The organism is Microvirga pakistanensis, from assembly GCF_004458765.1.
Classification (GTDB): domain Bacteria; phylum Pseudomonadota; class Alphaproteobacteria; order Rhizobiales; family Beijerinckiaceae; genus Microvirga; species Microvirga pakistanensis.
Map to the genome: position 1 here is coordinate 1 of NZ_SPJX01000658.1, position 223 is coordinate 223.

Genomic DNA, 223 nt, shown 5'->3' on the forward strand with positions numbered 1-223 from the left:
AGAGGTGATAGGCGCTCACGTCGTCCTGGTTCACGGTCTTCTTGACGAGCCGCATGCCGAGGGCCTGCGTGTAGAAGGCGTGGTTGCCTGAGGCATCGGCGGTCACGGCGGTGAGATGATGAATGCCGGTCAGCTTCATGGGAATGCTCCATTGCTTCCGACCGAAAGTAGGGTTAGGCGAAGTCTTCCGCGACCAGGTCACGCGCCAAATGCGTTTTGCCGA

The 223-nt window shown here is 59.6% G+C and carries 1 protein-coding gene; it reads right to left on the reverse strand.

Going from position 1 to position 223, the window contains the following annotated elements:
• A partial coding sequence (locus E4K09_RS26060) for a VOC family protein (RefSeq protein ID WP_193557359.1) occupies nt 1-139 on the reverse strand: 139 nt, incomplete at its 3' end.
• Nucleotides 140-223 lie beyond the last annotated feature (84 nt).